This is a genomic window from Pseudomonas sp. GW822-FHT07A10 (assembly GCF_058798795.1).
Genome location: NZ_JBXAKV010000005.1, coordinates 312573 through 339268 on the forward strand (window position 1 = coordinate 312573; position 26696 = coordinate 339268).

Below are 26696 nucleotides of genomic sequence, written 5' to 3' on the forward strand. Positions count from 1 at the left end.
CCAGCGACGACAAATTTGTACTGCCCAACAGCCAGTTATAAGGCGTTTGTCCGAACATTTCATGAGAATAAAACTATGTCCACGCATATTGAAGATCATCAGTCCGACCCAAACTCGCGTTTCAAAAAGGAAATGCAAACACGCCACATCGTTATGTTGGCACTGGGCGGTGTGATCGGTACGGGGTTATTCCTTACCTCCGGTTACACGGTTAATCAGGCAGGGCCGCTCGGTGCAGTGATTGCTTACATCATCGGGGCAGTGATGGTGTATTTAGTCATGGTCTGTCTCGGTGAATTGGCTGTACAGATGCCAGAAACCGGATCTTTCAGTAGTTATGCAACGCGATACCTGGGACCAGGCACAGGCTATACGGTGGCTTGGCTTTACTGGCTCACTTGGGCAGTAGCTATCGGTTCAGAGTTCACAGCTGCGGGCATACTGATGGTTCGGTGGTTTCCTGATACACCGGTCTGGATTTGGAGCGCGCTGTTTGCCATCGCCGTTTTCTTAAGCAATGTTGTTTCTGTTCGGTGGTTTGCGGAGACTGAATTTTGGCTTTCGCTGATTAAGGTGCTGACCGTTATCACATTCATTGCGATTGGCGGAGCGGCAATTTTCGGTCTTATTCAAGTACAGAGTTTGCAGGGGGCGGGACTTTCCAACTTCACACGTGAGGGGCTTTTTCCTACTGGGTTTTTACCCATTGCAATGACCCTCCTGGCTGTTTCATTCGCATTTTCCGGAACTGAGCTGATCGGGATTGCGGCAGGCGAAGCGCAAGATCCACAAACTAGCGTGCCCAAGGCAATCCGCACGACAGTGGTACGTTTGGCGCTGTTCTTCGTGGGGACCATTTTCGTCCTTGCGACGTTACTGCCACGAGAGCAAGCGGGGCTCGTAGAAAGCCCGTTCGTGATGGTGTTTGAGCTGATTGGCATCCCATACTCTGCCGACATTATGAACTTCGTCATTCTCACGGCACTGATTTCCGCCGCTAACTCGGGGCTGTATGCAGCGTCCCGAATGCTGTGGACATTGAGCGATCAAGGACATATGCCTAAGCGCTACGCCAGGCTCTCCAGTCGGGGTGCACCGGTGAACGCCATCGTTCTTAGTATGGCGGGTGCAGTGGCTTCTCTGCTCAGCAGTGTGTTTGCCCCTGATACGGTCTACTTGGCCTTGGTGTCCATTTCCGGTCTGGCGGTCGTGGTCGTGTGGATGAGCATTGCTGCAAGCCAGATCGCATTCCGTCGTCAATATGTCGCTAATGGCGGACGAGTTGAAGACCTGCATTTCCGTGTACGCGGCTATCCATGGGTGCCTATCGGTGCACTGTTGTGTTGTCTGCTGGCCTGTGTGGGTATCGCTTTTGATCCTGAGCAGCGAGTGGCGCTTTACTTCGGCCTTCCCTTTATCGCGTGGTGTTACTTCGTTTACTGGATCACTCGAAACAAGAGAGCAGAGCGGTTGGCTTTAGCCGCAGCAGTTCATTCCTCTGGCACCGCGTGAGTTTTTCAGGCAATGATCGAGCATAGTTAAAGCCCTGATGAGGTTGCGCCGATGAGTCAAAAGTCACTACCACCCTTGAACTGGTTGAGGGCATTCGAAGTATCGGCGCGTTGTTTAAATTTTACCCACGCGGCGGAAGAACTCCATTTGACTCAAGGGGCTGTGAGTCAGCAGATCCGTCAGTTAGAAAGTCACCTCGGTGTGGCGCTGTTCAAGCGCTTACCTCGAGGACTTGGCTTGACCGAGGAAGGGCAGTCGTACCTGCCTGTCGTACAAGACGCGATCAGTCGCCTTGCAGTCGGCACAAACGAGATTTTCGGCCAGCGCAATCGAAGACATTTGAAGGTGCGTGGCAGCCTTTCCTTTCTTCACTATTGGTTGGCCCCCCGACTCGCAGATTTTTGTCGGGAGTATCCCCAGATTGATATTCGATATATCAGCAATATTTGGGTGAAAGAACCGGACGGCGAAGATGACCTGGAGATTCGCTGGGGATGCGGTGAGTGGTCGGGCTTGCACGCTCAGCGATTGACTTGGGACATCCTTCAGCCTGTTTGCTCCCCAACGCTCATGGCCAGTTCACCCATACATGAGCCTCGCGATTTGATGAACCATTCACTGCTTCACGTGTTGGGGTACGAAGAAGGTTGGGGTTACTGGTTGAAGCGAGTTGGAGCAGACGACGTCGACTACTCCCGTGGTCTTCAGTTTGACACGCTGATTTCCACGATCCGCATGGCCGAATTGGGGCAGGGCGTTGCGCTGGCACGGTCTTCCGTGGTCGAGGATTTGCTTAAGAGTGGGCAATTGGTTGCGCCATTCAATCACCGTATCGAGGCAAGCGAATCCTTTTATCTGGTGCACGAACAGAACGAAGTGCTATCGCCTGATGCCGCACATTTTTCTACCTGGCTGGTGGCGCAAGCCCATCGCCTTTTGTAAAACTGATTTGGAGTTGCCATGGATTATGTAAGCACTCGCGGCGGCGACATGCGTGCTGATTTTCGCAGTGTGGTTCTGTCGGGGCTCGCCGAAAATGGTGGTCTCTATGTCCCAGCCAGTTTGCCTGTCTTTACCGAGAAACAGATTGCCGGCTGGTCGTGGCTGCCGTTTGATGAATTGGTTTGGCGAGTGATTTCGCCTTTTGTTGGTTCTTCCATAGATGAAAGCACCCTGCGTGCCTTGCTCAGTGACAGCTACCAACAATTCAAGCACCGCGCTATTACGCCGCTTGAGCAAATCGGGCACAACGAGTGGATACTCCAGCTGTTTCATGGCCCGACCGGTTCTTCCAAGGATTTCGCCGCGCAATTGCAGTCGCGCCTGGTTGAGCATTTTCTGGAAGAGGTCGGTAAAGAAGCGTTGGTAGTCGGTGCAACTAACGGTGATACCGGCGTCGCGGCGCTTGAAGCCTTTGCTAACTGCCCGGCCGCCCGCATGGCGATACTGTATCCGCGCGACGGGCTTGCACCTGAGCAACTCAGTGCCTTGCAGGCAGCCGACCCGCAGCGGGTTCAGCTGTTTCCGGTTGACGGTAATTTCGATGATTGCCAGACGCTGGTCTCCCGACTCTTGCGTGAGTGGCCGTTGGATGGAGTGTTGCCGGTCTGTTTCAACTCGACCAATTGGATCGGCGTCCTGGCCCAGATCGTTTTTTACTTCCACGCAGCCTTGCAACTGGGCGGTGGCTCGCGTCCCGTTGGCTTTAGCGTTCCAGCTGCCAGCTCGGCCGAAATCTACGCTGGTTACATTGCGCAGAAAATGGGATTACCGATCAATCAGGTGATCATTTCCACCAACAGCAATGATGCCCTGCACCAGTTTTTTCATTGCAATCGCTACTCCACCCGGATGACTAATCGAACCGTGTCGCCGGCGATGGACTTCTCGTTGTTTTCCAACCTGGAGCGGTTTATCTGGGAGATTTACGAGCACGATAGCTGCTCAACAAAGACACTGATGGAGCATTTTGAAAGTTGCGGAGAAATGAGCATCGGCAACCAGCAATGGCTACGTGCTCGAGTACTCTTCGATTCCTATGCCGTACACGAATCCCAAGTGCGCGATGAAGTAGTCGAACTGTTCCGAGAGACAGGCTCGGCCATCGATCCTCACACCGCTGTCGGTGTACTGGCCGGCAGGCTTCATCGACGCAGTCTTGGCGCGCCGATGGTCACCTTCGGGCAAATTGCGCCGGCCAAGTCAGCAGCGCTGTTGGCCGAACTGGGCGTCTGGCAAACAAGCGTTCCGAGCACTGTCGAGGTGCGCGCGCAACCACCGTACCTGGCCAAGGGCGATCTGGACGGTCTGTGCCAGGCTCTTCGTCTGGCGCAGCAGAGGTCTGCATGAAGCGCATTCTAGATCCGTTGGACGAACGCATACTGGCCGAACTTACCGCCAATGCGCGAATAGCCCATATCGAACTGGGTGCCAAGATCAACTTGTCACGCAATGCGGTGCGCCAGCGTATCGAGCGTCTTGAGCGCGACGGTGCGATCCAGGGCTATACGGTACTTCTCGGTGAGTCGCGGCGGCCTACGTCGCTTATCAGCGCGGTGATCTTTGTCTACCGCTACGACCGCATGCGTGGCGAAGAAGTACTGACTGCGCTGCGCTCCATTCCCGAAGTCGTGCAATGTGAAGTACTCAGTGGTGAGTTCGATTTAATGCTGCGTGTGAATGCCGCCACACCTGAACGAGTCCATCTCGTGTGGAAGGAAATCGCGGCCATGCCAGGGGTGGAAAACACCGTGACATCGTTCGTCCTTTCTGCGGTGTTTTGACAACTTCGTGCTTGGGCAAAACGCTCAACTAATACAGCACTCTGCCATATTCAACTGCCAAAGCCCGCCTCTTAGGATGTTCCTATCGAACAACATCAATATAGGAACAGCGGTTATGACTGAGTACAAAATTGCCTTGGTAGGGTTTGGTGGCGTGAACCGTGGCTTCGCCCAATTGGTCGCCGATCGTAATGCCGAGTGGAAAGAGACCCTGGGCTTCACCATTAAAATTGTCGGGGTCACCGATCTGTTCCTCGGCTCAATCGTTGCCAAAGACGGTCTGGATGCAAAGCAGTTGGTGGCACTGCCGGTTGAGAAGGGCGCATTCGCTCAACTGCCCGGCGGCAATGCCGAGGCCTTCAACGAAACCGTGATCAAGCATTCCGGTGCAGACATCATCGCTGAGGCCACTTTCACCAATCCGGTGGATGGCGAGCCCGCCACTACCTTTTGCCGCTGGGCCTTGGAAAGCGGCATTCATGTAGTGACCACCAATAAGGGGCCTATTGCGTTGCACGGTGCCGAGCTCAAGGCGTTGGCCCGTCGCAACCAGCTCGCTTTCGAATACGAGGGGGCGGTGATGAGTGGCACCCCCGTGATTCGTCTGGCCAAACAGGCCCTGGCGGGTGCCAACGTGCAAGGCTTCGAAGGCATCCTGAACGGCACTTCCAACTACGTGCTCACCCGGATGAAAGACGGCCTGGCGTTCAACGATGCCGTCGTCCAAGCGCAACAGCTCGGCTACGCCGAGGCAGATCCAACCGCCGATGTGGAAGGGTTTGACGTACGCCTCAAGGTGGTGATCCTGGCCAACGAACTGCTCAACGCACGACTGAATGTCAGCGATGTAACGTGCTCGGGTATCAGCAATATCAGCGCGCAAGATATTGCCCAGGCAAGTGCCAATGGCGCGAGCTGGAAACTGATCGGCTCAGCCGATCGTGCAGCAGATGGCTCGGTTCGAGCGAGTGTGGAAGCTCGGTTACTGTCGAACTCACATCCTCTTGCCGGAATCAGCGGTGCTACGAATGCAGTGTCATTCAAGACCGAACTGCTGGGAGCTGTCACGGTGTCCGGGCCTGGGGCAGGGCGCATCGAAACAGCCTTCGCATTGCTGTCGGACATCGTCGCCATCCACACCGCCCACGGCAAATAACAGGAGATAGTCATGAGCGTATCCAGCATGGCCAGTATCCAGCTTGTTGAAGCCAAACAGATTGATGTGTTCAGTCCATTCGATGGTCGCCTGGTGGGCAGTGTCCCTTGCCTCGATGCCGCCGCAGTTCCTGGCTTGCTGGAACGCGCGCGAATCGGCGTGCGCGAGAGTGCGGCAATGCCTCGTCACCTTCGTGCACGCATCCTTGAGGAGGCGGCCCGGCGTGTAGAGCTTGAGGCTGAAGCGTTTGCCAAACTCATTGTTGCAGAGGCGGGGAAGACGCTGCGACAAGCAGAGAAGGAGGTGAAGCGTTGTGTCAACACGCTGAAGCTATCGGCAGAAGAGGCTCGTCGTAACGCCGGGGAAGTGATTCCATTTGGGGCTTATGAAGGATCGGAGTCGCGTCAAGGTTGGTTCACGCGGGAACCGTTGGGGCTTATCGTCGCGATCACTCCCTACAACGATCCGCTGAACCTGGTCGCCCATAAACTTGGCCCCGCCATCGCCGGTGGTAATGCTGTGATCCTGAAGCCCTCAGAGCTCGCACCGCTGTCTGCTCTCAAGCTGGTTGAGTGCCTGGTGGAAGCGGGTCTGCCTCCGTCTGTGGTAACCCCGGCGACCGGTGGCGTCGATCTGGGTAAAGCATTGGTGGAGGTTCGTGAAGTTCGGATGATTTCCTTTACGGGCGGTTTTGCCACGGGGGAGGCCATTGCTCGTAGTGCAGGGTTGAAGAAGCTAGCGATGGATCTGGGAGGAAATGCCCCGGTTCTCGTGCTTGAAGATTGCGATATCGAACCGACTGTTGAGTCCTGCGTGTCTGGCGCCTTTTGGGCAGCAGGGCAGAATTGCATCGGCACTCAACGCATCCTTGTACATCGTTCAATTTATGAGGACTTCCGTGAGCGTTTTGTCAGCCAAACGCGTGCCTTGGTAGTGGGGGATCCTGACCAGCGAGCAACGGATGTAGGCCCGATGATTACGGAACAGGCGGCCCGTCGTACCGAGCAATTAGTGAATGAAGCACTGGCCGAGGGGGCCGTTCTTCTGTGTGGGCACCATCGCGAAGTGGGAAGCTATGCGCCGACCGTGCTGGAGCGTGTAAGCCATAACAGTCGGATCTGGCAGCAGGAAGTCTTCGCGCCGGTTGTCATCCTGGAGCCTTTTGACCACCTGGATGATGCTGTTGCTCTGGCCAATGCTCCGGAGTACAGCTTGCATGCGGGACTCTTCACACGTGATCTTTCCAAGGCCTTAAAATTGGCGCGGCAGATTGAAGCGGGTGGCGTGATGATCAATGATTCTTCCGATTATCGTTTCGATGCCATGCCTTTCGGTGGCTTCAAGTACGGAAGTTTGGGGCGCGAAGGTGTTCGATTTGCCTATGAGGACATGACGCAGCCTAAAGTGGTCTGCATCAGCGAGTTGGATTAAACCTACGACGTAAATTCGTCTTCGCAGACAGTCATTTACGAGGTTAACGATGTCCAGACTCGCTGAATTCCGGCAACCTTGAGAAACACTCTGATGCCGTGGAGTCCTGGCTGACCAGTTGATCTTGGTTTGAGTACAAAAGGGGCATTTAGCAGCCCATATGAAAACACTCGAGCGATGGCTCCAACAAGCGCCCCAATATGTTCGGGGCGTTTGTTTTGTGCTGAAAAAAGCCTTACAGCCCATCCATCCGGTGCCCCCCAAATGCCACGTCGCTCAAGGGCGTTTCACTGCATCGGCACCCAAAGGCTCCAGGTAGTACGGACTTATCGATCCAGCTACGGGTTTGGGCCTCCAGGCATTCGCAAGACCGCTGTTAACCGTTAGTAGTTCCATTTGTGGGACCTGCAAATGGGAAAATCATGCCTTTTAAGCAATTTGAGGCAAAAAGCACGATCCGTTTCTGGGACGATGTGGGTAATTTATAAATGCACTAAAATTACTCCATGCGGGAACGTTATGCTGCCACTTAATTATTTATGTTGGTTGCCGGATCGTATTTCATTAGAGCCCTTGAGCACGCTTGAGCAATCCCATGATTTAAAATCGGGTGCTTGCAAGGTATTACAGCGTTATTACTCTTTGCACACCATTGGGATGTCTTCCAGAACACACGCAGAGATGCTTGTGGATACGCTGTGCGCGCTGATTATTGCAAACCCTCATGTAAAAGAAGTCAAAGGGTGCCTGGTGTATGCCAAAACACAGACGCATAACACCTTCTTTGATAATCATTGGCTGGAGGATGTTGCCGAGGCGTGCGGGATAGGGCACTGGGAAGTACTCAGCGTCAGCTTGAACCATTGTTCGTCTGCCTTATCGGCGATTCACCTATTAAAAAACAGATTGATTAAGCGCAGAGAGCCAATGCTCCTTCTTACGGGGGAGAAGGCTTTTCATAGTGCTGTTAATCGACTGGATAATAGCGTGTTGGCCGAGATACCGGCGGCGATGCTGCTCAATGCGGGGCCTGCCCAATGGAATTTGAAGCATACAGCCGTAAGGCACCTGTCCTCTTTTTATGACAATCACCGGCATGAGTCTGCTGTGCGCCGGCGCGAGTTATATGCGTCGTTGGAGCGGGAGTATCATGATTTCTATCTGTACGCGCTGGATAGATTCAATGTTCCCGCTGAGAGCATCGACGCAATCGTTCCATGCAATCTGGATCTGCCGATGCTTAAAAGAGTCGCCGATAAATTAAATTTCAAAGGCATCATGTTTGCCGAGCATATTGCCGAGTATGGGCACGCTTATTGTTCGGACGTTTTATTTAACTTGTCTGCCCTGTTGAAAAATTTCACAGGCAAAAGAATCCTCTGCCTCACCATGGGCATGGGCGTTACGCTTTCATGCGTATTAATTGAAAAAATAGAAAATAGCGAGGTTGTACATGTCAAGTCTTCTGTCGGCGGTTAATGAAGCGCTCAACGATATTATGTCTTCGGCCGTGTCGGTCAGTCTGGAAACAGATTTCAACGAAGACCTAGATTTGGATTCGGTGTTGTTTGTGCAGTTTTTATTGACACTCGAAGAAAAAGTCCCTGGGTTAATGTTTGAGCCTGATCAAATCGATCAGGATGCATTCACCACGGTCGGTAAGTTGATCAGTTGGATTGAGCAGCACCTGCAGTTGGAGAACTCATATGCCTGATGGCCCGTTTAACAGAATTTATCGGCTGTTTTCGGGCAATGAGCCCGCAGAAGCCGTGCGGCTATTGCGTCTTGAATTGCCCGATCATACCAGGCGGGTGTTCAGCCAAGGTTATCAACTCGTGCCGGACGAGCGAGAGGTCACGGCCGGTCAATCACCGCAGGCGGATCGGGTACTTGCCTCTCTTGGCCTGGATCTCCAATACCTGGGAGGGGAGCAGGCGATAGCCGCCGATGACACCCCACTCATTGTCTCTGTCGCCGCCCGTTTGGGGCTGTTGATGCGCATGTTGGGCATGAGCTGGACGCATTTGTCCGCACGCTGGAGCTTTGGTGTGAAAACTACCCGGCATCAGTTGATTAAAGCCGAGTTTGCGGATGTGACCAGTCAGTGCAGCCAACTGGTGTTGCAATGGGAAATGCGCATCGCGGCGCAGGATTTTCAGGACGCTGAAGAAGACCATTGGCAGATCACCCTGCTGACCAACAGAGCGGAAAAATTGATGGGAGGCCATGGCTATCTGCTTGGCGCGACGCACACGCTGTCTTATCTCTCGATGATGATTTATAGCCTGCATGGCAAAACGACGGGGCATTACGCCATGCCACAGCGCGATAGTGTGGGGGAGGTTGTGTGAACACATCACCGGGCTTGGCTCTGTCGCAACGCCAGGGGGCAGGCCGGGATATTGCGGACCTACTGAAGCTTGCCTGGCCAATGATTGTCGTTGCCGTCGCGGTGTCTTTTTCACAAAACACCCAGACCGCTATTTTGGGACATGGTGCTGAGACAACGTCGATTTACTGGTTGTCGATGATCCAGCCGTTCAGTTTTTTGTTCCTGGCGATTCTCGAATGCCTGGCTATCAGTAACCAGGTATTCAGCGCCAGGTCTTTGAACCTTTGGTCAAAGCAGAAAGTGCTGACGGCAACGACCATTTTATCTGTGCTGGGCGTGATGGTTGTGGCCTCGCTCAGTGGGACGATCGCACTCTCTTCGCCTTGGCTGGAGAAGCTGCTTCCCGTGTCTGGTGAGCGCTTTTATCAAGAGGCACTTCCGCTCTACTTCCTTTCGATGCTGCCGTTCATTCACCTGGAAATGTGTAACAGCGCCCTGCGAGGGCAGGGCAAGAGCGCGTTGAGCATGTTTCTTGTGATTGCCTATATCGTCCTGAACGCAGGTATTTGCTACACCAGCTACCACGTCTACGGTTTGGGCTTCTATTCCATTATCGTGGCAAATGCCTTGGCGTCCGGCCTGCTGATCCCGGTTGCGACATGGCTGGTATGGCGTGTCGGTCGCCAGCAGCAGGACGACCGTCCGCAAGCGTTCATTGCGCGATTAAAAGGCCTTCTCCAGCAGGTTGGCTTACCGATCTTTGCATCTTTTATCGTGGTGTTTTTCAGCTCGCTGCTGGTGTTTCCCTTGATTGGAACGCTGGGTGAACAATATGTCGCCGCGTTCCTGATCATTACCAAGATCAGGATGTTTATCGTTATTCCCGCCGTGGCCTGCGGCTCTGCACTGGCGATATTGATAAACCAACGTTTGACGATCAGTCGCGGTGAGGAATTGAAGCGGCTCCTGCATCGTGGGCTGATGTTTATTGGTGGGCTTTATCTTGCGCTCACCGTTGGGGTCTACTTTAGTGAAGAAGCGCTGATCGGCATTCTTTCAGGTGACGGGACGATCAGGGAAGCCAGTAGACAGATGATGCTGATTTTACTACCGACGTTCTTCCTCACGGCGTTTGTAGCGTCTCTGCAAGCTTTACTTGAACAACTTGATCAGGCGCGCCGTGTATTGATTTTGACGGTGATCATCGAGTTGCTCATGGTGATCGTTTTATTGGTCGGCTGGGATCGGTTCTCTAGCGTGAACGCGATCATGAGTATCATCATTATGTTCAGTGCGATTAACTTCTTGGCCTTTGCCAACGAGTACTGGCGGCTCGCGAATAAAATTGGGAGTGAGCATGTTCTTTAGTGTTATCTATCCCCTGTTGCTGATCGTTTCGCTGATCCACCAAAATTACCTTCGCGTGCTGGTGGTGATGCGGCTCCGGCCTACATTGTTAATGAAGGCCAGAGTCAGGCCAACGACTCACTATGTCCGCGCGTGCCGTTTAATAAGGATGTTCGACCTCTATTCGCTGGACATGCTGTCCTCCTATCTTTCAGCGCTGTATGCATTGCACCTGTTTGAAAAAACCCGACCATTACCCTATAAGCCGGCTGAGATGATGCTACTCAGCCAATGCCTGCAGGAAAATTTCACCTGGAGGCACACCTTCGTGAAGATGTTTATTTACTCTCAATCAGCGCAGCAAACAGAGAAAGTATTGCTGCTGCATGGCTGGGATGGGCGAAGCATCATGCTCAGGCACCTTGCCCAGCGTTTGCAGGCAAAGGGCTACACCGTTTTTGCACCTGACCTGCCGGCACATGGTGTGTCCCCGGGTAAGGGCGTGTCTTTTTACGATCTTTCCAGGGCCGTCATCGATATCGAGCGACAATACGGTCCCTTCTCAGTGGTTATCGGGCACTCGTCCGGCGGGTTGGTAGGCTGTATGGCCGCATTACAAGGGCTGTTGTTCAAGAGAATGATCCTGATCAGCAGTCCTTGCAGCTTCGGCGAAGTACTGGATAATTATGTGCTCAGCAATAAACTACCCCGACATATTGCAACGACGATGAAAAAGCTCTATCAGCTACGTTATGGCGTGCACCCTGATAAAATCGGACCTGAATTAATCTCAAAAATAAAACAGCCAGTACTGATATTGCATGACAAGGGAGACGTGAGTATCGATATGGAAGAGGCCATGGTACTTAACCATGTTCTGGGTAAAAGCAAACTGATTGTAACTGAAGGTAAGGGGCACAATGGTGCATTGCGCGATGCCACTGTGTTCAACCGTATTTCTACTTTTCTGGCCCCTACAGCGCAGGAAGATTATGTCGCTATTGTTGATCCCGCATTGCGCTGGCGCGCCACCATTAACATAGGTGTCAAGCGTTCAAAGTGTTAGCTTTATGTTCGCTGATCGCGAGTGTTAACTAAGATAACTGAGTGTCACCTCTGCACTTTCCTGCCTTCCCCTCAAGCGCTCGTCACTCTTTTTTAGCCGAGTTTGACTGTCGCTTCAACTGTTGTCCCTCTGCTTTTTCCCGGTAATAGGGAGCAGCCGTTGCACAGTGACGCTGATTCTTTCGTGCCTTATCGATTGTACGAGCGACCTGAGGTTCGTGCGTGTTCAGCTGGATTTTATTAATTATAATGAGTTGATGTTGTTGAGCAGCATGTTGCGTGAGAAACCATTTCTTTGCACGCCAAAGATAAAATCATACTCAGAAGATTCTTTCTTTGCTTTCTGCCTGGTCGACTTCATTACATATTGTTTGAGTTTTAGTGGTGTTTCATTATAGGTTTTACTGAAGCTTCGAGAGAAATGCGGCAGGGAGGAAAAACCGCAGGCGTAACTGATATCAGTTAATGACCATTCCGGTGCCAGATGAATAAATTCCTTTGCCAGCGCCAGTCGGACTCTCCACATCCACTTGATCGGTGTTACGTCGTAAAACAGGTTGAACATTCGACAAATATCAAACCGGGTTTTACCACAGATTTTTTCCAGGTCGTCCAAGGTAATCTCCTCTGAAATATTCTCTATGATGTAGTTTATCACTGTGGCAATGCACAGCGCTTTTTCTGTATGTGCATGTTTTCCATAGATCTCAAAATGACGTTTATACAGGTCGTCCATTATTTTTTGTGTAAAGAGGGTCTTTTCAGCATTCGAGATTTTAAGATCCCACATACAGACTCCGTTCTGCAGCGCTCAATGGCGAAGATTTTTTATTGTTGAGGTAGGCTTTTGACTCACTCATGAATAGGCAATTGCTATGCCAGATTTTTAGCGGCTTCAAGTGGCTGTTTGTTAAGTGTTTTTTTAGCGTTTCTCGATTTAGGGAAAATGGAATCCCATTTTCGAAAAGTTTTTTCGCAGACTGTTATCTTGCGTCCCATTATTGGGATTGCTAATTTCGTGCAGTTTGCCCATGGACATCAGCTAATAAGAAATGCACGTTTTCTGTCGTTCCGAAAATGAGATGCCCCGTCACTGACATCAAATAATTCACGTGTTGTCTTTATTTTTATTGCTTAAATATCATGCAGTTATATGTATGTTTTTGTTTTGGCATGGAATGTGCTTTGGATTATTCAAATTGTTAGCGTTGGTACTATCATGGATATCTCGATCTCGCAGCCGGGAAATAAGCTCCTACTGAAAAAGCACAGTAAAGCGATTGCTGGCGGCGTCTTTCTGCTGGTGCTGTTGCTGATTATTTATAACTATCGGTTCTCGCCTTACCAGGTTGCCCGTAGCAGCGTGACGCTTGCGGAAGTCAAGTATGGTGACTTCGCCGTTGAGGTACGTGGCAATGGAGTGCTTTTACCGTGGAACATCAACTGGGTGGCGGCAAACGTTGACGCTCGGGTGGAGGAAGTCATTTATAAGGCCGGGATGAAAGTCAGCAAAGGAGAGTTGCTGGTTGTCATGAGTAATCCGACGCTCGAACAGCGGCTTCAGGAGAGCCAACTGGAACTTAATGCTCGCCGAGCAGAAACCGAGGCCAAAAATGCCGAACTGCAAAATAAAATTCTCAATCAAGAGGCGTTAATGATGGATGCGAAGAGTCGATTACTTGCATCTACACTGCGTCTTGCTGCTCAGAAAAAATACATTTTGGCCGTGCCAAGGCTGGAATATGAAACCACACGCATTCTGACTGAACAGTATACTCAGCAGGTCGGTTTTGAAGAGCGACGGTTAAGGACGCTTAAGCTCAGCGTCCAGGCGGATATAAAGGCGAACTTTATGCGCCTTAATAAATTGGAGTCTCTGGTTGCTTTGAATCAGCAGGAGGTTGATTCGCTCAAGGTTAAATCACCGATAGATGGCATTTTGCAGGATGTGAAGGTCCAGGTCGGACAGCGGGTAACAGTAGGCAGTGATATCGCGCGACTTGCCAAAGAGAAGGAGCTGTATGCCGAGCTCAAAGTGCCCGAATTGCAGTCACGCGATCTCGCGGTCGGGCAGGCCGTCACGATCAACACAGGGCGCAGCCGGTTTGCCGGGGTGTTATCCAGGGTCGATCCCGCGGTGACTAACGGAACGGTCAAGGTGGATGTGACGTTCAATCAGCCTCTGCCACAGGAAGCACGTCCTGATCTGAGTGTCGATGGATTGATCGCGGTGACGAAAATCAATAATTCGTTGTATGTCGAGCGCCCGCCGTTCGCGCAGAATAACTTGCCCTCTATGCTCTACCGGCTGGATGACAAAGACCGTTCAGCGACCAAGATGAAAGTGGAGTTCGGGCAGGGTTCTGCTGACTACATTCAGATCACCCGCGGGCTCAAGGCTGGCGACAAAATAATTCTCAGTGACAGCACCGCTTGGCAGGGGGCCGATCAGATTGAAATTGCCAACTGATGCAGCTCGCGCCGGCTACCGGAACAATGCCCTGGAGACAGTAAAGATGGAACCTTTGGTAGAACTGACTGACGTAAACAAAATTTTTCTGACTGATGAAATCGAAACCCATGCGCTCAGCAAGATCACACTGACCATTTCCAAGGGCGAGTACGTGGCTATATCGGGGCCTTCAGGCTGTGGGAAATCGACTCTGCTCTCAGTTCTGGGGTTGCTGGATACGGCGTCGAGCGGCACTTATCAGTTGGCGGGTCGCAATGTCGACAATATTTCCAAGAAGCAGCGTGCGCAGGTGCGTAATCGGGACATCGGCTTCATCTTTCAGTCGTTCAACCTCATCAGTGATCTAACGATCGAAGAAAATGTCGCGCTGCCACTGACCTACCGCAGCGACATTTCCAAGTCTGAACGGCACAAGAGAGTCGCCGAGGCCTTGGCCAAGGTCAATATGTCCCACCGTAGCCGTCACTATCCTTCACAACTCTCCGGCGGGCAGCAGCAGCGCGTCGCGGTGGCTCGGGCCATCGTGGGTAATCCGTCCATCCTTCTGGCGGACGAACCCACCGGTAACCTGGATTCGCACAACGCAGAAGCGGTATTGAATATCCTCGATAAGTTGCATCAGGAAGGTGCCACGATCTGCATCGTGACCCACGATCCTCGTTCGGCTGAGCGTGCACAGCGCAGTATTGTCCTGTCTGACGGAAAGGTCGTCGGCGATGGGGAACACGCGCGACAACTGACCCTGGTGAAGGAAGCATAAGATGCTTTTTGATATTCGCTATGCCTTGCGTTTACTCCTGAAAAGCCCCGGCTTCACTTTTGTTACCGTGCTGATCATGTCCTGTGGACTAGCACTGACCCTGTATATGTTTTCGGTGATCAATACCATCATGTTCGCTCCGCTTCCTTATCCGGACGGAAAAAGCATGGTGCTGGTCAATCCGACCGTGAATGGTGTCAGCCTGAGTGATTCCGGGCTGAACTTCATGGACTACAGCGATATCAAGGCGCGCTCTACCCAGTTTGAGGATATGGGCTATTTCTACGCCGAGCGCGCGGATATCAGTGATGGCAACAAAGCTGTTTCCTATATGGCCATCAGAAACACCTCGGAGCTGTTCTCTTATGCAGCTGTTCAGCCATTTCGAGGGCGTGTGCTGAATCAAGAGGACGTTCAGTCGGGGGCTGAGCCTGTCGCGGTGATCAGCTATGCAATGTGGCAAAACTACTTCGCTTCCGATGCGCAACTCATTGGCCGCGATATCAGGATCAACGGCATACATACCCGCATCGTCGGCATCATGCCGCAAAATTTTGCCTTCCCCTTCTTCCATGACCTGTGGCTGCCTTCTCAGCTTGAACCCTCGCAGTACCTGGAGCGTAAAGGCGCTCCGGAAGTGTCGGTGTATGCGCGTTTGAAGCCCGGTGTGACCCTTGCGGATGCCAACCGCGATCTCAATAGAGTGATGCAGTCACTGGCGCTGGAGTACCCGGAAAGTAATAAAGGGCTTTCCGCTCAGGTATTGACGTTCCAGGAAAACTTTATGGGTGAGGAGACCACGCCGATCTTTATCGTCATGCTGTTTGCCGTCAGTTTTGTGCTGCTACTGGCTTGCTGCAATGTCGGAAATTTATTGCTGGCAAGAACAACTGAGCGTTCCAAAGAGATCGCGATCCGGGTCGCGCTGGGATCTCCCGCAGGCCGCCTGGTACTGCAAATGATGCTGGAAAGCTTATTTATCTGTTTTCTGTCCGGTGTCGTGGCGATCCTGCTGGCTGCATGGGGGCTGGAGATAACCAATACGATACTGCCTGGTTTCGTACCCAATAAAATCCCTTTCTGGTGGCAGCTGTCACTCGATAATGTGTTGGTCCTCAACGCCCTTGTCCTGGTGATCATCACGGCTGTGCTCACCAGTGCATTGCCGGCCTGGAAAATCGTCCATGGCAATTTCAATGATGTGCTGCGTGATGGCACCCGTGGTGCGCAGAGCCGTGGTGCAAGTCGGGTTTCACGGATCCTGGTTATCTTTGAAGTGGGGCTCTCCTGCTCAATTCTGTGTATCAGTGCGCTGTTCGCATTATTGGTCTACCAGGCGACCCGCGCTGATTATGGTGTCGACACCAGTAACTACCTGACCGCGCAAATCCACCTCAACGCTAACAATTATCCTGATGATGCAAGCCGTATCCTGTTTTACCAGCGCCTGCAGGACGCTGCCGCTGCGATTCCCGGGGTTGAAAGCGCAGCGTTGACCACCAGTGCCGTGGGACAGTTCACCGTGCCGCACCAGGTGGATGTAGACTCGTCGGCCAACAACAGGAACGAGCGCTGGTCTTACCCGATGGTCAATGATGTGCAGGTCATGCCGGGCAGCCTGTCGGCAATGGGTATTACCCCCATGGCGGGCAGGGAGTTCGTCCACGGCGATACTCAGGACTCACAACAGGTGGTCGTCGTCAGCCAGTCCTTTGCTGAACAGTTCTGGCCGGGAGAGCGGGATGTGATTGGCAAGCGCCTGCGTTTTCGCGATACCGATGACCAACGCTGGTACAACGTAGTAGGCGTGGTGCCCAGCGTTATTCATGGACGGCCTTTCAGCGCATTCCGCCACCGCGCCACGGTGTACCGCTCTCTGGAGCAGCAACCCGCGCCCTCATTGATGCTGGTGCTGCGAGCCTCGCATCCTGAAACGGTCGGCCCCGCCCTGATCAACGCGGTCCGTCAGGTGGACAGCAATCTTTCCGTCAATCAGATCCAGACGTTGAATGAACGCTTGGCCCGTAATACGGCCGGCTTGCATTTTATTGCCAATCTTTTCATGTTGTTCGGCCTGGTGGCGATGATACTGGCTGCGACGGGGATTTATGCGGTGATGTGCAACTTGATTAATCAGCGTACCCAGGAAATTGGCTTACGGATGGCCATGGGAGCCACTGAAAGTAATTTGTTACGTATGCTTATGATCCAGGGCGGCAAGCAGTTATTGATCGGCCTTATCATCGGCTTGCCGTTGGCATTCTTTGTTGCTCCCAAACTGACGCGCGTTCTGGGTAACGGAAACACTCCTTTTGTGCTTCTGTTCTGGATGGTGGCGCTGATGATTACGCTGGTTGTGGCGCTGGCGGTCTGGCTTCCTTCCCGACGGGCAACCAATATGTCGCCCGCCGACGCGATTCGTTATGAATAAACGACCGCCGTGCTCCCCGGGCACGGCGCTCCAAGCTGGATGCTTGAAATGAACGATAAGAAACACATCCTTGTGATAGACGATGACACGGGAATCCTGACCAGCCTCGATATCTTATTGCGCATGCAAGGGTACGACGTGACCCTGGAAACCCAGGCCGATCGCCTGCTTGCACATTTGTCCGCCAAGCCTGTTGATCTGGTATTGATGGACATGAACTTTCAGAAAGACACCACGTCAGGCATGGAAGGGTTGCAGTTGCTGGCCGAGATGAAGAAGTTCGATGATTGCTTGCCGGCTGTCGCGATGACGGGGTGGGGAAGTGTCGACATCATTGTCAACGCCATGCGGGGTGGGGCGGCCGATTTTATTCAAAAGCCTTGGGATAACGAGCGTTTGCTGAGCATCGTTCAGCAGCAGATTGCCATGAGCCAGGCGCGTCGTTCAGGCAATTGCCTGCGCGAAGAAAACAAGCTGCTCAAACTGGCGCTCGAAGATGATATGGACAGCGAATGGGTTGTCCGCTCACCGGCGATGAAACGGCTGATCAGCCTGGTGGAAAAGGTAGCGGTGACCGATACCAGCGTTCTGATCCTGGGAGAAAATGGCACCGGTAAAAGCCTGCTCGCGCGTTATATCCACCAGATTTCCTCGCGCTCCGAACACAGTATCGTCGAAGTGAATATGGGGTGTATTAACGAGCAGTTATTTGAAAGCGAGATGTTTGGCCACGTAAAAGGCGCCTTTACCGATGCGCGGGAGAACCGTATCGGCCGCTTTGAATTGGCGGACAAGGGGACGCTGTTCCTCGATGAAATCGGTAACTTGCCCCTGACGCAGCAAGTGAAACTGTTACGGGTGCTGGAAGAGCGGCAGTTTGAGCGCGTCGGATCTTCGCGTACCCAGACCACTCAATGCAGGATCATCGCAGCCACCAATTCCGACTTGGACAAGGCCGTGGCAGAGGGGCGGTTCCGTCAGGACCTGCTGTACCGCATGAACCTGATTCAAATCCAGCTGCCGCCGCTTCGCGAACGGCTGGAAGATATCGAGCCGCTGACTGAGCGCTTCCTGAAACGTTTTGCGCGTAAATACAACAAACCCCGGCCGGTATTATTGCCGCAGGCACGCCAGGTACTGCTGGATTATTCATGGCCTGGGAATATCCGGGAGCTTAGCCACCTGTTGGAGCGCGCCGTGTTGCTGTGTCGCGCCAATGTGATTGATCCGGAAGACCTCTGCCTGCCGTTTTCGGTGTTATCCCAGAGCGAAGTGCGTCCGGTCAACGAATTGTCTTTAGGATTGACGGACGCGTGCACCCTGGCCGAAGCCGAAGAAACCTTACTGTTACAGCGCCTGCGTCAGTATGACGGCAATGCGGTCAAGGCTGCGGAATCGCTGGGGCTCAGCCGCAGCGCTTTTTATCGCCGGCTCGAAAAACTAAAAATCTGCCATGAGTAAATTTTTTCATTCATTTGAAATCCGTCACTTGCTGCTGTGCAGTCTGGCGCCGATAGGCTCAATTATTGCCTACCTGCTGCTTTGGGTTTTTCCGCACCAGTCCATTTACCTTAAGTTTTTCACCCTGTTTGTTCTGTGTGTAACGATGGTTTATTTCTGCTATCACTTTTTTCAGCAGTTGATTTACAAAATCAACGTCATATCCAATTTGCTGGAAGCGGTGGAGCAGGAAGATTTCAGCCTGCGTGGGGTGACCAACGGGGCGGGGGCTTTTGAGGGCGTCATTGAGCAAATCAATGACATTTCCAGCCAATTGTCGCGCCACCGCCAACAGCAGCGGGAGATGGATTTCCTGCTGCAAAAAGTGATCTCCAATATCACGGTTGCCATCTATGCCCTGGACGGCAGTCATCGGCTGATCTGGTGCAATAGCGCAGCCTCGCGCATGTTGGGCACCTCATTGGATAAGTTGATTGGCGATACAGCCAGCGCCTGGCAACTGGATAAACTTTTGCACAATGCCAACACGGAGCACCCTGTGGTGTCCGATCATGAAGGGCGACCGGGCCGGTATAAAGTGACCAGCGACACCTACATGGTGGATGGTGTCCAGAATGTGCTGTTGTTCGTCAGTGATGTTGACGACATGTTGCGTCAGGAAGAGCAGAAAGCCTGGCAAGATTTGTTGCGTGTGATAAGCCACGAAATCAACAACTCCCTCAGCCCCATCGCCTCCATCAGTCAAATGCTGCAACAACACTACCGGCATCATTCTGACAACCTGCCCCCCGGTTTTACCGAGGGCATCGATCTGATTAACCGGCGGGTACGCGAGCTGATCGCGTTTATCAGCAGCTACCAGCAGTTGAGCAAACTGGCGCCGGCGCTGAAGGAACGCGTGGATTTGACTGCCCTGGTGGCTGAGCTGCCGCTGCTGTTCTCTCACCGTGTGATTACCCTGAACGGGCCGCGTCCGCTGATGGCCAGCCTCGATCGGGTACAGATCCATCAGTTGCTGATCAACCTGATCAAGAATGCCGATGAGTCGATGGGCAGCAGCGCTGACAGTATCGATATCGAGTGGGCCGAGGAGAAGGGGCGCTTATTGATCACCATCCTTGATCGGGGAGTGGGGCTGACTAATCCGAAGAATCTGTTCGTGCCTTTCTATACCACCAAACCCAATGGCACCGGCATCGGCCTGATCCTGTGCCGGCAAATTGCTGAAAGCCACGGCGGCTACTTGTCTCTGGAAAATCGCTATGAGCAGACCGGTTGCAAAGTCACCATCAACTTACCGCTGCAATCCCCTGCCTGAGTTGATCGAAGGCAGAGGTGTCTGCCTGCTACAGCACTTTAACGATGCGCTGCCGGAAATGACGGTTCGCCAACGTGCGCAACGTTGGTTGCATCAGGTGCTGGCGGCCTACTTGGCGATCCCGGTTGATCAAGTGCGTATCGCCAGGACCGCTACCGGTAAACCTTGGCTGCCGGAGCATACCTGGCTGCGCTTTAACTTGACCCACAGCGGTCATTCGGCCGCCATTACCCTGTGCCGGGAATACGATGTCGGGGTTGATCTGGAAAAAGTCAGTGGGAAAGTTGCGGTAAAAAAAGCCATTGCCCAACGCTTTTTCCACCCGGATGAGCAACGCTGGCTGGCGCTTGACGAAGCCAACTACCTCACTCGCTTTACGCAGCTCTGGAGTATGAAGGAAGCCTGGCTGAAGGCCCGGGGTACGGGGCTGACTCAACCGCTTCGCAGTTTTTGTGTCATCCCACAGGCAGGCGCGAGCGGGGTGGCGCAGGTCATGGTCGCGCCCCCCATCAGTATTGGGCAGATTCATTATTGCCAGGTGCAAGGGGAGGGGCGTTTTTGTCTGGCTTATGGTGCGATCCTTGGCGCGCAGCAACCGTCAGTTCAATGGCAGCTAGGCTACCATCAAACTGAGAGTCGCCTGTTCACCCCTGCCGTTTACGAACAATCAGAGGTTGAAATTTCGCTGGCGAAAGAGCCCGTGGTGCCGGTATCGACCTGAGCCGATGGGCTGACAGACATCCGTGCGCCGGCAGACAGGCTGCCGTTGATCCGGGGAATGTGGCACAGGGATGACTCCGCTCCCATGCTCATGCGCACATTCGCCACATCCGCTGTGAAGGGCAGCGGTTTTTTGTTAAAGGTGCCGCCCATTGACAGGTCAAGCGCCAGCTCACCTGTCTTGCCCTCGATCTGGATGTCTGTGCCCATGCTGCCGGCGACCGCCAGTCTGGATTGATCGACGGCACATGCAGGTGCCACGATTTTTACCCCTGCTTTTCCCGTCAGCCCCGTCAGTGGCGCGCTGGTATACAGCGTGATATCCAGCGAACGGGAGACGAAGCGATCATTTTCCGCTGCGTCATTCACGAGCAATAATGCCTTATTGTTTGTCGTCACCTGGAGCTTGCTCAGCGTATCGGCAGAGCCTGAGACCACCATTGATGACGTTGCAGCGCATTTGATCGACAGGTTGATGCCCTGTCGGACTTCAACGCTGCTGAAGGCGGTCAGCGGAAAGGCTTTTTCTGCGGCCAGTGCGGTGTAACTGGTCGTGCTGGCCAGCAGCGCAAGCATCAGCTTCATCGTGTTCATGTTGTTCATACAACCTCCTTTTTTTTACAGTAATGTCGCGAGTGTACGTAGCGTTGTTTCAACACTGTCCTGCGGCATGCCAAAGTCCACCAGTCCCGCCACTTCGTCGATGCCCTCACGCTTGAGCTGTTTCAGCTGCTCCAGGCATTCTGCGGCGGAGCCAAACAAACCGTAGTGGTTGAGGTACTTTTCCACTCCCCATTTGAGTGCGTAGGCCTGCTTTTTGTCAGTGGCCTCCTGATCAAGCGCAGAAGGTTCATTGAGGTTGTCAGACAGCTGCATAAACGCGCGCAAATAGCCCGTGAGGGCCGGTCGCAGACGTGGCAACAGCGCTTCCCGATCCTCTCCGGCCTGGGTATGCATCATCAGCGTGACCTTGCCGGCCGCTGGGTCCAGCCCGGCGTCTTGGCGTGCAAGGCGATAGCTGGCGCAGTTTTCCTGCAGCTGTTCACGGGTTTGTGCAATCAGGTGCGTCAGCACATTCAGGCCGCGTTTTCCGGCCTCGCTGAATAACAAGGGATTGCTCCCCGTCGTGACCCAAACCGGAATGGCGGCTTGATAGGCGGGCGGCCAGGTTTGCAAGGTGACCGGTTCCGGATGTCCCGGCAGGGACAGTTCGTGGCGCGTCACGGATTCGCCGCGCCACAGCGACTGAATCTGCGCCAGAGAGGAGAAGAGGACCTCATGACGCTGACGGTAATTTTGCGCCTTGAGCACAAAATCATTACGTTGCCAGCCCGCAGAAAACGCTACGCCGACCCGGCCGCGAGAGAGGTTATCCACCAGCGCCCACTCTTCAGCAACGCGCAGCGGATCATGCAGGGGGAGCACCACGCTACCAGCGCGTATCGCGATACGCTGTGTACTGGCGGCCAGCGCGGCGCTGACGACGGAGGGATTAGGAAACATCCCTCCGAAAGTGTGGAAGTGTCGTTCAGGCGTCCAGATAGCATGGAAGTTGAGCTCATCCGCCAGCCTGGCGGTGCTCAGCAACTGCTCATACTTTTCCGCAAAGCTGTCCCGGGCCACGTCCGAAAAACAGAATACGCTGAGTTGCGGGATGGCATCTCCCGCCAGGTTAGGCGATGCATTCATGCTGAGTGACCCTGTCCACGGATTCGATGGTGAAACAGATAGCGCCTCTGGGCATCACATTCAGCCCATAAAACGGCGTGAGCGCGGCGGGCGGGGTCGATGGTGCCAGGGCGAAGTGGCAATGGCTGCACAGTGTTTCAATGGCCGTGGTGAGTTGGTCCAGTGCGAGCGCCATGCCTACGCAGTTGCGTTTACCCACGCTGAAGGGCACAAAGTGCTCCCGCGCAATTTTCCGGCCTTCAAGAAAACGTTCTGGCCTGAAACTCAGGGGGTCGGACCAATAAGCCGCATTGCGATGGACCAGCCAGGGTGAAAACAGCACTTTGGTTCCGGCCGGCACGCTGACGCCGTCGATCTCCAGCGGGGCCAGGGTGCCGCGCTCGAAAAAAGCCGTAACCGGGGTCATGCGCAGCGATTCCTTGACGATGGCGCTGGCCATGTCGCGCGTCCCGTGGCGGGCCTCTTCACGCACCTGGTTCTGGTAATGCGGGTGTTGCGACAGGTGGGTCAGGCACCACAGCAGCGCGATACCGGTGTTATCCACGCTAGCGACCAAATTGCCCAGCAACATGCTGATCGCCCGTTCCCGTTCCTGCGGATTGGCCTTGATATCGAGCGCTTGGCAAAAGCGTTGCAGCATGTCGACGTTGCCGCCGCCGTCGCCAGTAATCAACGGCCCGATCATTGTCTCAAGTTCCTCGCGGAACGCGGTCAGGGCCGGGTGCTGGCATAACGCGGCATAATCCTCGGTCGGCTCATCGACAATCAGTTGCAGGTAGATCCTGCGAAAGTGATTGATCAGGCTATCGAGCTGCAGAGGACTGAGCGTGGAGCCGACGAACCCTTGCGCGACGCACATCAGCGCCCATTGCAGGCAGATCTCCTGCATGGAGTCTTTCTCAGGGTCCTGGAGAGTGTCCACCAGCCACTGAGCGGAGTGTTGGGTGCCTTGTTTGAGCAACGCTGATTTGGGATTGACCAGCGGAGCGGTCAGCTTTCTGGCCAGGTGCCATTCTTCACCTTCCCTTGCCGTGATCAGCGACTGGCCCAGCAGTACCCGCCTGACTGAATGGCCATTGCCGAGCTCCTTGTGAAAGCTGCTTTCGTTCTCAAGGAAAAAACGGATATGTCGAGCGCCCGCCAGCAGCAGCACTTCATCCTTTTCCTCACCGATCCAGACCTTGTCCCCGTGCTGGCGAACGGCACTTTCAGCAATTTTCAGAAAGCCCAGCTGCGCAAACTTGGCCGCGGACGGCTTGACGATCGCAATAGCATTGGAGTTATTGAGCATGGACTGCCTCCGGCAAGGCGTCTGAGGTAATGGCGGCGCAACCTACCCAGCCGCCCAGGCCCACCGACAGCAGCAGGGCGGGGCGGCCAGTATCCTGAGGGGCGTAGCGGTCGAGCAGTAACAGAGGGTCTGCGGTATAACAGTGCCCGCATTGGCTGAGCAGGTCGGTGGCGACCAATCGGTCGCGGTTTTCTGTATGGCGCAGCCAGGTTTGCCAACTGAGGCGGTTGATATTGTGTGGCAGCAGCCAGGCACGCTTGCGCACGTCTTCGGGGTAGGACGACAGGGCATGCTCCACCAGATGGTTGTGGGACTGATAGAAGCGTTTGGTGTCCTCGCGAGTACCGTCCAAGCCTTGCCAGAATCCGGGGTGATAAAAGCACTGGATGCCCGACACCCTGCGTTGACCGCCACCTGGTTTGAGCAAGGCGGCCACGAAGCCATCGGCAATCATTGTGCAGCCCGGGATATAGCGTTCAGCCAGGTCAAAGTCGGCGAGCGTGTCGCCTGCCAGTAGCGCCACGCCGCGGTGCTTGCCGCTTGCCAACAACCGTTCGGCCAGCCGCAACCCCCAGAACAAGGTGGCGCAGTTTTGCTGGTTGAGGGTCAGCAGCGGTGCATCCGCGGCGATAAAGTTTGACCGCCGCCGCAGGGATGGCAGGTTGACGCTTTGGCGCAAGGAGGGAGAGGGCAAGCCCTGGATCAGGATGACCGCATCAATCTTCTCACCTTCGTCCAGGCTGTCACCCAGTTGCTGCAGCAAGGCATGAAAACAGCCTTCGGCGCTTTCTTCATTCGCCAGGGTTGATGCCTCCCGCATGCCGAACAGTTGGCCAAATGTTCGGGCTTCTGACGGACTGCCGCCGCGATGCGCGACGACCTCGTCGAGGGACACGCGGGCAGATGGAATATATGTGGCCAGGGAAGCAATGTTCATCGTGGACCCTCTTCGGCTGCGAGCCCGCACAGGCTGATCCCGTTATCATTTTCGCTGATCAGCAGATAGTCACGTTGCGGCTCCCAGAAGGTGCGCAGCGCAACGAAAGGGGCCGCGCACAGCAACTTCGGGTTGACGGCAAACGAGCGAGCGCCGGCATGCGCAGCCTCCAGTAGCCGGGCAGGGCCGATCAGAGTCAGGCGTTCCTTGGTCAACCCCAACTGCTCAACAGCATGCGAAAGGTACCCGCTGGACCATTGCGCAAGGCGCGCGCGCCTGAACCCCCGGTAGCGCAATCCGCGTTGCTGCTTGTTGAACAGGCAAACGCAGGCATTGTTTTCCGGTTGCAAGGCCTCCATCAGCGGCGAGAAATACATCAGGTTTTTCTGCTCGGCAATCAGCAAAAGTCCATCTTCGTCCTTGCCAGCCAGGCAGTCATTGAGGCCGTCCAGCGCATACAGACCCGCGTCCGGTCCGCGATCGCTGATCGCCAACGCAAGGCAGGCGGAAAGTCCCAATTGATGGATGGCGGCATTCACCACCGAACTGCCCATGTGCAGGTCTGGTGTCCAATGCGCCATCAGCACGGTTTTCACCCGCGCAGGCTGGATGACGGTGGCCAGTTGGGGCAGCAGCACGGCGATCATATCGCTGAAGGAGGCGCGCTCCGTGCTGGTGACCCACGCCAGCGCCCGATCGTCCTGCGGGCTGAGCGTCTCACCGTTGGCCCGAAAGAAATGCTGCGTATAAGAACGCCAGTGCGGGATATGGGGGTCCGACTCGGGCATGGCCGGATCAGTATGGTGAAACGACTGGAACACGATATCGGCAGGATCGAGGCAGAGTGTCACAGGCTGGTCCCTTGGGTTGCGGGCGGACGGAAGCTATTGAGCAGGTGGATGTTGCTGGTGCCCTCCATGTACTCGAACGCAAAGCTGTCGCGATAGCGCTTGCGCAGCAAGCGATCTTCCAGCCAGTCGTCGTGGCTGAGCCAGTGGGGCAGGTGGCACGCGGCTTCCTCGACCAGGCGGGTGGCATTACGTTTGAGCTGACTGGTGAGGGCATGCTGATGCTGGCCGTTGCTATAGCCTTCTGCCACGGTCAGCATTTGTTGGTAGATCGCATGATATTTTCGCCACAGCCGCGCGACCGAGCGCCGTGCCATGGTTGGCAAGGGACGGGTGTCGAGGGCGGTAAGCAGGCCAAATGTGGTGCCCAGCGCCATGGCTGCCACCATTGGCCGATGACGCTCGAATACCAGGCTCAGGGAGTTGAGCCCCTGCAGGAGTTCGCGGCGCTCGTGCCCCAGGATGTCGTCTTCCTGGACGCGATAATCCTTGAACGTCAGGCGCGTTAAACCGGCGCCCGCCAAACCGACGGTGCCCAGTGGCTCACGCAACAAGGCAGGCTCGGCTTCATCGGGGAAGACCATGACCAATCGCTGGCTATGTTGATAGCGCGCAAACACAAGGCCGGCGCTTGCCAGCATGGCGCCCCCGATCAGCTTTTTGGTGCCGTTGAGCCGCCAGCCCTGTTCACTATGCGTGAGCTCAGTGGCGATAGCCCCGGCATCTGAACCTATTTCGGGTTCCGTGACGGCAAAAAATGTCCAGGCCGGGCGTTCGGCAAAGCAGGCAAAAAAACGCGTCTGCTGCTGTTCATTGCCCAGGGTCAGGATGGCCCGGGTACTGAGTGACGCACCCGGCAACAGCATCATGGCGCTGGCGTCCGTTCGGCTCAGGTACTCAATGATTTGCAAGTGCCGGGGATAGCTGACATTGGAAAATGCCGGCGTTTCCCAGGGATTGAACCGTGAAGGTATGCCGATACAGGCGAGGCTTCTGAGCTCCGGGTCATCCAGATAGGCGATCGCCAGTTGAAGGTTGTTTTCCTCGAGCTGTCCGACGGCAAGAAGTCGCTCTGACAGCGCGTAAAGTTGTGGATAGTGGCGGGTGATATCGCTCATAGATGGTTGCGTTCGCGTAGAGGA

General features: G+C 54.4%; 25 protein-coding genes. 17 read left to right on the forward strand and 8 right to left on the reverse strand.

What is annotated here, in order from left to right:
- Positions 1-75: 75 nt before the first annotated feature.
- From AC1RL4_RS11545 to AC1RL4_RS11595, 11 genes are all read left to right on the forward strand, one after another.
- Positions 76-1512, forward strand: a complete 1437-nt coding sequence (locus tag AC1RL4_RS11545; RefSeq protein WP_019578958.1) for an amino acid permease — start codon at positions 76-78, stop codon at positions 1510-1512.
- A gap of 51 nt (positions 1513-1563) precedes the next feature.
- Positions 1564-2454 (forward strand): LysR substrate-binding domain-containing protein, encoded by an 891-nt coding sequence (locus AC1RL4_RS11550; RefSeq protein WP_096480217.1) that lies wholly within the window; start codon positions 1564-1566, stop codon positions 2452-2454.
- An 18-nt stretch (positions 2455-2472) separates the two neighbouring features.
- Positions 2473-3861, forward strand: a complete 1389-nt coding sequence (gene thrC / locus AC1RL4_RS11555; protein WP_230173741.1) for a threonine synthase — start codon at positions 2473-2475, stop codon at positions 3859-3861.
- Positions 3858-4295: an Lrp/AsnC family transcriptional regulator gene (locus tag AC1RL4_RS11560; protein ID WP_018925939.1), complete on the forward strand. Its 438-nt coding sequence runs from the start codon at positions 3858-3860 to the stop codon at positions 4293-4295. The genes thrC and AC1RL4_RS11560 overlap by 4 nt, the downstream gene beginning before the upstream one ends.
- A gap of 115 nt (positions 4296-4410) precedes the next feature.
- Complete coding sequence (locus AC1RL4_RS11565) at positions 4411-5451, forward strand: homoserine dehydrogenase (protein WP_230173739.1); 1041 nt, start codon at positions 4411-4413, stop codon at positions 5449-5451.
- Between the two features lie 12 nt (positions 5452-5463).
- Positions 5464-6882 carry an aldehyde dehydrogenase family protein gene (locus tag AC1RL4_RS11570; RefSeq protein ID WP_230173737.1) on the forward strand — a complete coding sequence of 473 codons (1419 nt, stop codon included), beginning with the start codon at positions 5464-5466 and terminating at the stop codon, positions 6880-6882.
- A gap of 519 nt (positions 6883-7401) precedes the next feature.
- Positions 7402-8361: a 3-oxoacyl-[acyl-carrier-protein] synthase III C-terminal domain-containing protein gene (locus AC1RL4_RS11575; protein WP_028940586.1), complete on the forward strand. Its 960-nt coding sequence runs from the start codon at positions 7402-7404 to the stop codon at positions 8359-8361.
- On the forward strand, positions 8336-8596 hold the full coding sequence (locus tag AC1RL4_RS11580) for an acyl carrier protein (RefSeq protein WP_026331654.1): 261 nt from the start codon (positions 8336-8338) through the stop codon (positions 8594-8596). Before AC1RL4_RS11575 ends, AC1RL4_RS11580 begins: the two co-directional genes overlap by 26 nt.
- Complete coding sequence (locus tag AC1RL4_RS11585) at positions 8589-9233, forward strand: hypothetical protein (RefSeq protein ID WP_028940587.1); 645 nt, start codon at positions 8589-8591, stop codon at positions 9231-9233. Before AC1RL4_RS11580 ends, AC1RL4_RS11585 begins: the two co-directional genes overlap by 8 nt.
- Entirely contained in the window at positions 9230-10582 is a 1353-nt protein-coding gene (locus AC1RL4_RS11590; protein WP_028940588.1) for an MATE family efflux transporter, read from the forward strand. Before AC1RL4_RS11585 ends, AC1RL4_RS11590 begins: the two co-directional genes overlap by 4 nt.
- Positions 10572-11627, forward strand: coding sequence for an alpha/beta fold hydrolase (locus AC1RL4_RS11595; protein WP_204123520.1), 1056 nt, complete (start codon positions 10572-10574; stop codon positions 11625-11627). The genes AC1RL4_RS11590 and AC1RL4_RS11595 overlap by 11 nt, the downstream gene beginning before the upstream one ends.
- A gap of 243 nt (positions 11628-11870) precedes the next feature.
- On the opposite strand, the gene AC1RL4_RS11600 is transcribed toward AC1RL4_RS11595, so the two are convergent.
- On the reverse strand, positions 11871-12416 hold the full coding sequence (locus AC1RL4_RS11600) for a helix-turn-helix transcriptional regulator (RefSeq protein WP_019578948.1): 546 nt from the start codon (positions 12414-12416) through the stop codon (positions 11871-11873).
- A gap of 429 nt (positions 12417-12845) precedes the next feature.
- Between AC1RL4_RS11600 and AC1RL4_RS11605 the strand changes: the two genes are divergently transcribed.
- Genes AC1RL4_RS11605 through AC1RL4_RS11620 form a run of 4 tightly spaced genes read left to right on the forward strand, consistent with a single transcriptional unit; the run spans position 12846 to position 18751 of the window.
- Positions 12846-14096 (forward strand): efflux RND transporter periplasmic adaptor subunit, encoded by a 1251-nt coding sequence (locus AC1RL4_RS11605; protein ID WP_230173728.1) that lies wholly within the window; start codon positions 12846-12848, stop codon positions 14094-14096.
- The gene (locus AC1RL4_RS11610) at positions 14080-14859 is read left to right on the forward strand and encodes an ABC transporter ATP-binding protein (protein WP_230173726.1); all 780 of its coding nucleotides are present in this window, start codon (positions 14080-14082) and stop codon (positions 14857-14859) included. Before AC1RL4_RS11605 ends, AC1RL4_RS11610 begins: the two co-directional genes overlap by 17 nt.
- A gap of 1 nt (position 14860) precedes the next feature.
- Positions 14861-17290, forward strand: a complete 2430-nt coding sequence (locus AC1RL4_RS11615) for an ABC transporter permease (RefSeq protein WP_096480220.1) — start codon at positions 14861-14863, stop codon at positions 17288-17290.
- Between the two features lie 48 nt (positions 17291-17338).
- Positions 17339-18751, forward strand: coding sequence for a sigma-54-dependent transcriptional regulator (locus AC1RL4_RS11620; RefSeq protein ID WP_028940592.1), 1413 nt, complete (start codon positions 17339-17341; stop codon positions 18749-18751).
- 58 nt (positions 18752-18809) lie between these two features.
- On the opposite strand, the gene AC1RL4_RS11625 is transcribed toward AC1RL4_RS11620, so the two are convergent.
- Positions 18810-19112 carry a hypothetical protein gene (locus AC1RL4_RS11625; RefSeq protein ID WP_230173724.1) on the reverse strand — a complete coding sequence of 101 codons (303 nt, stop codon included), beginning with the start codon at positions 19110-19112 and terminating at the stop codon, positions 18810-18812.
- Between AC1RL4_RS11625 and AC1RL4_RS11630 the strand changes: the two genes are divergently transcribed.
- Both AC1RL4_RS11630 and AC1RL4_RS11635 read left to right on the forward strand, forming a co-directional pair.
- Positions 19095-20069, forward strand: coding sequence for a sensor histidine kinase (locus AC1RL4_RS11630; RefSeq protein WP_230173722.1), 975 nt, complete (start codon positions 19095-19097; stop codon positions 20067-20069). The genes AC1RL4_RS11625 and AC1RL4_RS11630 overlap by 18 nt on opposite strands.
- Entirely contained in the window at positions 20014-20790 is a 777-nt protein-coding gene (locus tag AC1RL4_RS11635; RefSeq protein ID WP_096480221.1) for a 4'-phosphopantetheinyl transferase family protein, read from the forward strand. The genes AC1RL4_RS11630 and AC1RL4_RS11635 overlap by 56 nt, the downstream gene beginning before the upstream one ends.
- Here the strand turns inward: AC1RL4_RS11635 and AC1RL4_RS11640 are convergent.
- Genes AC1RL4_RS11640 through AC1RL4_RS11665 form a run of 6 tightly spaced genes read right to left on the reverse strand, consistent with a single transcriptional unit; the run spans position 20727 to position 26672 of the window.
- On the reverse strand, positions 20727-21392 hold the full coding sequence (locus AC1RL4_RS11640; protein WP_096480222.1) for a GIN domain-containing protein: 666 nt from the start codon (positions 21390-21392) through the stop codon (positions 20727-20729). The two genes, AC1RL4_RS11635 and AC1RL4_RS11640, sit on opposite strands and share 64 nt — an antisense overlap.
- A gap of 15 nt (positions 21393-21407) precedes the next feature.
- Complete coding sequence (locus AC1RL4_RS11645) at positions 21408-22478, reverse strand: MupA/Atu3671 family FMN-dependent luciferase-like monooxygenase (protein WP_028940596.1); 1071 nt, start codon at positions 22476-22478, stop codon at positions 21408-21410.
- Entirely contained in the window at positions 22462-23769 is a 1308-nt protein-coding gene (locus tag AC1RL4_RS11650; RefSeq protein ID WP_019578939.1) for a cytochrome P450, read from the reverse strand. The genes AC1RL4_RS11645 and AC1RL4_RS11650 overlap by 17 nt, the downstream gene beginning before the upstream one ends.
- Positions 23759-24706 (reverse strand): beta-ketoacyl-[acyl-carrier-protein] synthase family protein, encoded by a 948-nt coding sequence (locus AC1RL4_RS11655; RefSeq protein ID WP_019578938.1) that lies wholly within the window; start codon positions 24704-24706, stop codon positions 23759-23761. Before AC1RL4_RS11655 ends, AC1RL4_RS11650 begins: the two co-directional genes overlap by 11 nt.
- A complete protein-coding gene (locus AC1RL4_RS11660) occupies positions 24703-25557 on the reverse strand; it encodes a hypothetical protein (protein WP_019578937.1) in 855 nt (284 codons plus the stop codon). The genes AC1RL4_RS11655 and AC1RL4_RS11660 overlap by 4 nt, the downstream gene beginning before the upstream one ends.
- Positions 25554-26672, reverse strand: a complete 1119-nt coding sequence (locus AC1RL4_RS11665) for an acyl-CoA dehydrogenase family protein (protein ID WP_028940598.1) — start codon at positions 26670-26672, stop codon at positions 25554-25556. Before AC1RL4_RS11665 ends, AC1RL4_RS11660 begins: the two co-directional genes overlap by 4 nt.
- Positions 26673-26696: the final 24 nt, after the last annotated feature.